Genomic DNA, 8,708 nt, shown 5'->3' on the forward strand with positions numbered 1-8,708 from the left:
GGGCTTCAGATGGGCGCACAGATCTTCGACCGCGAGCAAGCCAGCGTCACCACCGTGACCCAGAACGAAGACGACTTCGTAAAGAACCTGGTGACCATCCTGGCCGAAGAGCGCCTGGCCCTGGCCGATTACCGCCCAGAAGCCTTCGTCAAGGGTGACCTGACGCAGGAAGCGGCCTGAGCATAGCGGGTCAACATCTCAATATGAGGCCGGTGCCACTAGGCGCCGGCATAGGAGCAGTCACATGGACGTAAAAGTTATTGCGCGGCAGTCGCTCATGCACGGCCGCCTCAATCTGCGTAAGGGTGAGGTAGTTGAGATCCCAGAAGCAATCGCTGCCGAGTTGGAGCGGGTATCCCTGGTGAAGCGCGTGGAGACCGAGCCAGTTGCGCCTGTTGCCCCGACTAAGGGGAGCACAGCGAACACCCGTACCAGCCGCTCCAAGAAGGAGCCGGCGCCAGCTCCAGCGGGCGATGCGAATCCGAATGTCCCTCAGGGCGGTACCAATGCGAACAGTCTCATCGACGGCGCGCAAGGCGGCCAGGAAGGAATACTGGCCAACGTGGTACAGACGTCTGCACAAGCCCCTGTTGCTGCCGGCGACCAGGAGCCGCCCCCGGATGGGATGGACGGGGCTGTAAAGGAGCCGGGCGCGGACGGTGGCGAGGGGGGCTGATCCATGCCGCTCGTTTCCCTGGATGTGGCCAAGATGCACCTGAAGGTAGATGAGGTCGATGAGGATGCCAGCATCGAGATCTACTTGGGCGCGGCAGAATCGACGGCCGTAGAGTTTCTGAATCGCCGGGTGTTCGAATCGGATGAGGCGATGGCGCAAGCCGTGGCCGCTGATACGGCAGGGGAAGCGCCCATGGTGGTCAATCCTGCCGTCCAGGCCGCCATCCTGCTGATTCTCGGCCATCTCTATGAGCATCGATCTGACGTGGTCGCGGTACGAGACATCTACGAACTGCCGCGCGGATCGCAGTCTCTGCTGCAGCCGTATCGCAAGTGTATGGGGGTCTGATGACGCTCGATGAACCGATGGCCGGCGAACTGAATCGCCGGGTGCAGATCCGGCATCGACAGGATCTGCCGCTGGCCGATGCCGAATTGGCCCATGAGTTTGGAGCAGGCCGGCACCGCTGGGCCAAGATCGAGCCGGTGGGTGCCGCTACCTATGCCGGGAGCGTGCAGATTGATGAAAAGGTCACGCATCGCATCTTTCTGCGGCGGATCGACGGCATTACCTCCGATCATGAAATCATGCATGGCGACCAGGTGTACCGGGTGCGAAGGTCGATGGCCATGAACGGGGCGCCGCGTTTCACCATGTTGGAAGTCGAGGAGCTCTGAGATGGCCAAAGATCAAGGCTTCTACATGCACTTTGAGGGCTTCGACGGCTTCGACAAGAAGATCGATTTCGACAAGAAGCAGATCCGCCGTGCCATGCGGCAGTCCGGGCGTGCGGTCCAGATGGCCGCCCGCAAGTTGGTGGCGAAGTCTGTGCGCTCCCAGCCCGGTGCCTATCCGGGGCGCCGGACAGGGCGCCTGCAGCGCTCGATCAAGCTCAAGGTCTCGCGCTCGGGCTTCCTGGTCCGCGTGGCGCCGCAATTGACCAGCGACATGAAGCAGTTCTATCCGGCATTCCTGCACTACGGCGTCAAGCGCAAGCCGGGCGGTAAGCGTAAGGCAGGCGGTAAGGGCGGCGGCAGCAACCGCGTCGAGCCGCGAGGTAATTACATGGTCGACGCACTCACCGACCGCGGTGAGGAAGTGCGACGGATGCTGCAGTCGGCTTTCGCGAAAGCGCTCGTTATCAAGTAAGGAAATCCCATGAAGCTCACGCCCGTTGTCGCGCAACTGCGCGACCGCGTTCCCTTTTTTGCGCGCCGTGTTTTTGGCGGTATCGATTGGGAGGCGCTGGAGGATAGCGCCAAGCTGGCTACACCCTGCGCCTATGTGATCGTCGGCGACTCCGATGCCGAGCGCAACAAGTACCAGAGTCTGGTCGCCCAGGACGTCACCGATCAGTTTGATGTCGTGGTGGTGCTGGATGCACCGAATGGCCAGGATCTGGAGCGCATCGATGACATCCACCTGGTGCGCAGCCTGCTGTCGCTGGCTCTGGTGGGGTGGAAGCCGATGCCTGACTTCGATCCCATCGAGTTCGTCGGTGGCCAGTTGATCCTGCAGAACCGCTCCCGCATCGTCTACCGCTTTTCCTATCTCACCGAGTTCCAGCTCGGCCGGGGCGATGGGGCAGGGCCGGCTGAGAACTGGGGCGACGTCATGCGCGATGAGCTTCCCAGGTTGGAAGGCATCAAGTTTGAATTGGACGCCATTGATCCGATGGCAGACAAAAATCTGAAGTATCCCGGCCCGGATGGGCGTATTGAAATCACCATTAACCAGGAGTTTACAAGTGAGTAATGACCGCTCCATGTTCGTCAAGCCGGGCGAAGGACGTGTTGTCCATGATCCCGAGCGCGGCGAAGACCTGCCGGCCGAGGGCCGAAGCGTACCGCGTACCGCTTACTGGGTGCGTGCCGTCAATTCCGGCGACGTCGTTATCGTTGAGAGCGATGGCGCTGCCGGTACCGCAAAACCGGCCGTCAAGTCGGCTGCAAAGCCTGCCAAGGCTGAAGGAGAGTCGCAATGACGGTTCCGTTCAATAACATTCCGGCCGATGTCAACGTGCCGCTGTTCTACGGCGAGATGGATAACAGCATGGCCAACAGCGGGGTATCGACGCTGCGTCGCCTGCTGATCGCCCAGGTCAACGATGACCAGGTGCTGTTGGTCAACCAGATGCAGCCGATGGCCCGCGTCAGTGACGCGGTCGCGCTCGGTGGTGCCGGGTCCATGCTCGCGTCCATGTATGCCGCCTGGCGCAAATCCGACCCTGCCGGCGAGGTGTGGGTGCTACCGGTGAAGGTCACGACCGGAACTGCAGCCGGCGGCAAGGTCACTTTCGAGGGGGTAGCGACCGAAGGTGGCCTGTGAAACTTGTACGTGGGCGCCACGCGCGTGCGGGCCACGGTGTGATTCGGCCAGACGGCAGCGGAGAGTGCTTCTGCCATGGCTAGCGCCATCAATGCCGCCAGTCTGCCGGTATCGGCTCAAGCGGCAGCAGGCGTGGTGACGCTGACCTGTCGTTGGAAGGGGGATACCGGCAACGACATTCGTCTGGCCATGAACTTCAAAGGAGTCTCGGCCAACGAGAAGACGCCGGCCGGGGTGAGCGTTACCCTGACGAATCTGACGGGCGGCGCGGGCTCGCCGGATCTGGTGTCGTTGCTGGCGCTGGTGGGCGATGAGCCGTTCGAGTTTATCTGCCATCCGTATTCGGACTCGGCTAGCCTGGACGACTTCAAGGAGTGGATGAATGACAGCTCCGGTCGCTGGTCCTACGCCCAGCAATTGTGGGGCCACGTCTATACCGGCCGCCGTGGCACGATGGGCCAGTTGTCTGCCTTCGGGAAGGAGCGCAACGATGCGCACATGACCATTGAGGGCTTCGAGCCGACCAAGCCCGATTTGATCTGGGATGACGTGGCTGCCTATACGGCTCGCCAGGCAGCATTCATTTCAGCCGATCCGGCGCGTCCTACGCAAACCGGTGAGCTGGTCGGATCGACTCCGGCGCCATCGGGTGAGCGTTTCGTGTTCCTGGAGCGCAGCGCGCTGCTGAAGAATGGCATCGCGACGCAGAAGTATGCGGGCTCCTCGGTCCAGATCGAGCGGGCGCGCACGACTTACCAGCGCAATAGCTACGGCCAACCCGACGATTCGTACTATGACTCGGAGACGATGCATGTGAGTGGCGCGGTGATGCGCCGTCTGCAGTCGATCATTACCAGCAAGTACGGGCGGCACAAGCTGGCCAACGATGGCACCAAGTATGGACCGGGTGACGCCATCGTGACGCCTTCGGTGATTCGCAATGAGCTCATCGGTGAGTATCAGCTCATGGAGTCGGCCGGCCTGGTGGAGAACTCGGCACTGTTTGCGAAGTATCTGATCGTGGAGCGTGATGCACGCAATCCGAACCGCCTCAATGTGCTGTTCCCGCCCGACTACGTGAACCAACTGCGTATCTTCGCGCTGCTCAACCAGTTCCGCTTGCAGTACGCGGAAACGGCCTAAGCATCCTGATCAACCCTTATCGGCCCGGCTAGTCCGGGCCGTTTTATTTGGAGATTTCTATGGGACAAAAAACAGCAGGCGATTGCTACGTCAAGGCGGACGGTGAGCAGATCGTCGTCAGCGGTGGCTGCGAAGCGCCGCTCACGGATGTCACCCGTGAGACCTTGGTGCCGGGCTTTTTCTCGGAGAAGGAGCGCACGCCCTACATCAAGTGCGATGCGGTGGATACGCCGAACTTCCCCCGCGCCAAGCTGGCGGCTGGCACCAATATGACGGTGACCTGCGAATTCAAGAACGGCCGCACCTATGTGCTGACCGGTGCCTACTTGGTGGGCGAACCCACCACGTCCGGCGATGACGCAAAAGCCGGCCTCGAATTCCATGGCATTAAGGGGACATGGCAATGATGCTCTCCAAGCCGATCATGGCCCATGGCCAGGAAGTGACTGAAATTACGCTGACCTCTCCGACCGCGCTGCAGATCCGCGTCGCCCGAGCTTTGCCGTACTGGATGGCCGGAGATAACGCCATGGCCATCAACACCGAGGCGGCATCGCGGCTACTGGTGGCCTGCGCTGCCATTCCACAGTCGTCGGTCGATCAACTGGCCGCCGTGGACCGCAACCAGTTGTATTGGGAAGTGGTGGGCTTCTTCCTGGGCCAGGAAACAGACGACGAAGTGCAGTTGCCATTCAGCCTGAAGGAGCCCACCGGCAAGTTCACGCGGGAGGTCAAGGCATTGCCTTACTGGGTATCCCCGGATGGCTCGATGACGATCAACACCGATGCGGCCTCCAAGTATCTGCTGCACTGCTCGGGCAAGGACCAGGAGGCGTTGGACGAACTGTCGGCGCGTGAGCTCAATTCCCTGTATTGGGCGGTGGCTGGTTTTTTCTTGGGTGGGACTTCCGAAACGAAAGCGAACTGATCGACATCGCTTACGAGTGCGCATGGTTCTGGCAAGTCGATCCTGAGATCGAGCTGTCTCGACCGATTTCCCGCCTGATGGAGCATCGGTCTCAGGCCTGGCGTATTGAGCAAATGAGAGGTGGGGATGGCAGATAAATTTCAGTTGAAGGCGCTCATCACGGGCGTCGACAAGCTGTCTCCGACGCTTGCCGGCATTCGGAAGAACATAGCATCGTTTCGGAAGCAGCTGACCTCCAGCAGCCTTGGCGAGAAGATCTCGCTCGGCGAGCTGGTCCAGGGTGGGGCGTTCGCGGCCACCATGATCGCCGCCACGAAGTCGGCCATCGACTTTGAGTCGGCCATGGCAGACGTCAAAAAGGTGGTCAACTTCGATACGCCGGACCAGTTCAAGCAGATGAACCAGGAGGTGCTGCAGATGTCGCGGCGCCTGCCGATGGCGGCCAAGGATATCGCCGCCATCGTGGCGGCCGGCGGCCAGGCCGGTTTTGATCGTAGTGAGCTGCCACGCTTTGCCGAGGATGCGGTGAAGATGGGCGTGGCCTTTGATCAGACGGCCGCCGAGGCGGGCGAGATGATGGCCAAGTGGCGCACTTCATTCCGTATGACCCAGGATGAGGTCGTCGCACTCTCCGACAAGATCAACTATCTCGGCAACACCGGCCCGGCGAAGGCCAAGCAGATCTCGGCCATCGTGACCCGCATCGGGCCACTGGCCGAGGTGGCCGGCCTGGCCTCGGGCCAGATTGCCGCCATGGGCGCGACGCTTGCCGGAGTCGGTATCCAGGAGGATGTCGCGGCCACTGGCATGAAGAACTTCTTCCTGACCTTGACGGCCGGGGCCTCGGCCACCAAGCAACAGCAGCAGACGTTCAAGGCGCTTCGGCTCGATGCCAAGAAGCTGGCTATCGATATGCAGAAGGATGCGCAAGGGACGATGCTGCGCGTGCTGACGGCTGTCAGCAAGGTGGATAAGCCCAAGCAGGCGTCTGTGCTGCAGCAGCTTTTTGGCCGGGAGTCGATTGAGGCGATTGCCCCGATGCTGACCAACCTGGACAAGTTGAAGGAGAACCTGGACAAGGTCACGGATTCGACCAAGTTCGCCAACTCCATGAATCAGGAGTATGCGGCGCGGGCGGCGACCACGGCCAACAACATCCAGCTCTTCACCAATCGCGTCATCGCCCTGGGCGTGAATGTCGGCAATGTCATGCTGCCCCCGCTCAATAGCTTCCTGGGCCTGGCCGGCCCCATCACGGATGGTATTGCCGCGATGGCGGCGGCCAATCCCTGGTTGATCAAGGGGCTGGTTGGGGCGGCGGCCGGGTTCGTCGCGCTGCGTATCGCAGTGCTGGGTGCCACGCTGGCGACCAGGCTATTCCTGGCGGTGTCGAGCCTGACGCCTATCGGCATTGCCGTGCGTCTCATCGCATTGGCGGCAGGCTTCCTGATTGCCAATTGGCGTTCGGTAGGGCCGTTCTTCAGTCAGATGTGGGATGTCGTCAAATCCGGCTTCGCTGCGGGATGGGAGTTCATCAAGACGGTCTTCAGCTTCACGCCGCTGGGCATGATCATCAAGAATTGGGAGCCCATTGTGGACTGGTTCAGCAAGATGTGGGACCGCATCCGCCCTTACGTACAGCCCCTTATCGACGGCTTTAATTTCGTCTTTAGCCGCAAGGCGATGCCCATGGTCAGCGGTCCTGGTGGTGCGATGCCATCGGGCGTGCCCGGCGCCTTTCCGAGAGTGGCTGCTGCCGCTGTGGGTGTGGGCGGTTCCGGTGACGCGGGTTCTGCACCAGGGGGCGGGCCTGCAGGGTGGCGCCAACAGTTGATTGCAGGCGCTGGGCGTGCTGGGGCGACGGCAAACATGAAAGGCGAGATGGTGGTGCGTTTTGAGGATGCGCCGGCTGGGATGCGGGCCGATTCGGCCCAGTCGAATCAGCCGGGGCTAAACATCACGCCGAAGGTCGGATATCGAACACTAGGACGAAACTAATGAGTGACTGGAAAAAACGGCTTCAACCGGCTTCCTTCCGTGGGGTGCCGTTCCGTGTAGATACCGAAACCATGCCAGTGGGTCGGGAGGTCGTGATCTTCGAGTATCCGGGCAAGGACAAGGTGCGCACTGAAGATATGGGGCGCAAGACGCGCCTCATTCGATTCGCTGCCTTCGTCATTGGCGCGAAGTGCTTGGAGGAGCGCGATGCCTTGCTGGCGGCGCTGGATAAGCCGGGCGAAGGGGAGTTGATTCATCCCTGGTATGGCCGCATGAAGGTAACGGCCACCAGCGACTGTACCGCCAGCCATAGCAGGGAAGAGGGAGGCGTCGTTCGTTTTGAACTGGTGTTCGTGGAAGCGGGTGAGCTGGGGTTCCCGACGGCGACCACCAACACAAGGCAGCAAGTGCAGACGTCTGCAAACTCGTTGAAGGCATCCGCACTGAGCCGGTTCTCTCAGGCCATGGCAATGGTGAATATGGCGAGGGTAAAGGTCTCCGCGATCCAGGCGAATGTTGCGGCTGTCTACGGCGCGGTCAATAACTACATCAAGCCCTTATCTTCGCTGTTTTCATCCAGTGCTTCCATGCTCGATGCCTTGATGAATGCTCCCTCATCCTTCGGGGCAATGGTGTTTTCGACCCTGGCAGATCTGGAGCGTCCATTCAGTAGCTTTGGCAGTTCCAGCAGCGCAGTGTCGGGCAGCGCAGCGGCCATCACGGCGCTGGCCCAGGCGCCGGTATCAGGTGGGCAGGATGCGCAAGGCGTGCAAACCGCACTCGTAGCGTTGATGCAGGACGCCGCGACTTACAACGGCATGATGGATGCTGCGGCCGTTCCGATCCCTGAGCCGCTTGTGGCGGCAAGCACCACGCCGAGTCTGGACGCCCAAGCCGCGACGGCAGTCGCGGTGACGGACGTGCCGGTGGCCGATGATATCGCTGCAGCACGGGATGATCTGGGGGAAGCCATTTTTCAATACGCCCTGTATTCGCCCCTCGGGCATTACGAGACGCTGGACGCTACGCGCCAGGCGGTGAATGCCCATCTCTCTGCCGTGGCGCGTGCCGGGGTGAGATTGCGCACGGAAACGCCGGCATCGACGGTACCGGCTGTGGTGCTGGCCTACCGGCTCTATGGCGATGCCTCTCGCGGAACCGAGATCGTGGCCAGAAACCGTATCCGGCACGCCGGCTTTGTTCCGGCCGTTGAATTGCAAGTGGCGAGGGAGTAAATGGCTGATCTCGGGATTGTGACGTTGAACGTCAACGGGCAGGACTACGCCGGTTGGATGGATGTCGATATCGGTGCAGGGGTCTTGCGTGTGGCGCGTGATTTCACGCTGACGGTGACCTGGGATTGGCCAGGCAACCAGCGCGGCCAGGTACGTGTTCGCCAGGGAGATCAATGCGAGGTACGAATTGATGGACAGTTGGTTCTGACCGGCTATGTCTTCGGTACGCCGATCCGCTATGACGACAAATCGATATCGCTGTCGATCAAGGGGCGCGCCCTGACGGCTGATCTGGTGGACAGCTGCCCTGATGACAAGCCAGGGCAGTGGCGCAATCAGACCATTGAGAGTATCGCCCGGTGCCTTGGTGAACCCCTATGGCATTGCTGTCGTTCATGAG

Annotated in this window: 14 protein-coding genes; all 14 read left to right on the plus strand. The window is 61.1% G+C overall.

The annotated features are described in order from the left end of the window. Nucleotides 1-180 (plus strand): phage major capsid family protein (locus I5W_RS07110; RefSeq protein ID WP_044528707.1); only part of this gene is annotated, 180 nt, incomplete at its 5' end. 64 nt (nt 181-244) lie between these two features. Then, the gene (locus I5W_RS07115; RefSeq protein WP_044528708.1) at nt 245-676 is read left to right on the plus strand and encodes a hypothetical protein; all 432 of its coding nucleotides are present in this window, start codon (nt 245-247) and stop codon (nt 674-676) included. 3 nt (nt 677-679) lie between these two features. Next, nucleotides 680-1,024, plus strand: coding sequence for a head-tail connector protein (locus I5W_RS07120; RefSeq protein ID WP_044528709.1), 345 nt, complete (start codon nt 680-682; stop codon nt 1,022-1,024). A 17-nt stretch (nt 1,025-1,041) separates the two neighbouring features. Next, a complete protein-coding gene (locus I5W_RS07125; protein WP_252716924.1) occupies nt 1,042-1,353 on the plus strand; it encodes a head-tail adaptor protein in 312 nt (103 codons plus the stop codon). Between the two features lies 1 nt (nt 1,354). Continuing rightward, nucleotides 1,355-1,825, plus strand: a complete 471-nt coding sequence (locus I5W_RS07130) for a hypothetical protein (RefSeq protein WP_044528711.1) — start codon at nt 1,355-1,357, stop codon at nt 1,823-1,825. Between the two features lie 9 nt (nt 1,826-1,834). Next, complete coding sequence (locus I5W_RS07135; protein WP_034313344.1) at nt 1,835-2,431, plus strand: phage tail terminator protein; 597 nt, start codon at nt 1,835-1,837, stop codon at nt 2,429-2,431. Next, a complete protein-coding gene (locus I5W_RS07140; RefSeq protein ID WP_252716925.1) occupies nt 2,424-2,660 on the plus strand; it encodes a DUF2635 domain-containing protein in 237 nt (78 codons plus the stop codon). The genes I5W_RS07135 and I5W_RS07140 overlap by 8 nt, the downstream gene beginning before the upstream one ends. Further along, entirely contained in the window at nt 2,657-3,004 is a 348-nt protein-coding gene (locus tag I5W_RS33175; protein WP_252716926.1) for a hypothetical protein, read from the plus strand. Before I5W_RS07140 ends, I5W_RS33175 begins: the two co-directional genes overlap by 4 nt. 75 nt (nt 3,005-3,079) lie before the next feature. Continuing rightward, a complete protein-coding gene (locus I5W_RS07145; RefSeq protein WP_252716927.1) occupies nt 3,080-4,147 on the plus strand; it encodes a phage tail sheath subtilisin-like domain-containing protein in 1,068 nt (355 codons plus the stop codon). A 59-nt stretch (nt 4,148-4,206) separates the two neighbouring features. Continuing rightward, nucleotides 4,207-4,554 (plus strand): phage tail tube protein, encoded by a 348-nt coding sequence (locus I5W_RS07150; protein WP_017452162.1) that lies wholly within the window; start codon nt 4,207-4,209, stop codon nt 4,552-4,554. Further along, nucleotides 4,551-5,075: a phage tail assembly protein gene (locus tag I5W_RS07155; protein ID WP_252716928.1), complete on the plus strand. Its 525-nt coding sequence runs from the start codon at nt 4,551-4,553 to the stop codon at nt 5,073-5,075. The genes I5W_RS07150 and I5W_RS07155 overlap by 4 nt, the downstream gene beginning before the upstream one ends. Nucleotides 5,076-5,201: 126 nt before the next feature. Further along, nucleotides 5,202-7,073: a phage tail tape measure protein gene (locus tag I5W_RS07160; RefSeq protein ID WP_044528714.1), complete on the plus strand. Its 1,872-nt coding sequence runs from the start codon at nt 5,202-5,204 to the stop codon at nt 7,071-7,073. After that, nucleotides 7,073-8,308 (plus strand): DNA circularization protein, encoded by a 1,236-nt coding sequence (locus tag I5W_RS07165; RefSeq protein ID WP_044528715.1) that lies wholly within the window; start codon nt 7,073-7,075, stop codon nt 8,306-8,308. Before I5W_RS07160 ends, I5W_RS07165 begins: the two co-directional genes overlap by 1 nt. Continuing rightward, a complete protein-coding gene (locus I5W_RS07170; protein ID WP_050010630.1) occupies nt 8,309-8,707 on the plus strand; it encodes a phage baseplate assembly protein in 399 nt (132 codons plus the stop codon). Nucleotide 8,708: the final 1 nt, after the last annotated feature.

The organism is Herbaspirillum sp. B65 (genome assembly GCF_000333555.1).
GTDB classification, from domain to species: Bacteria; Pseudomonadota; Gammaproteobacteria; order Burkholderiales; family Burkholderiaceae_D; genus Herbaspirillum; species Herbaspirillum rubrisubalbicans.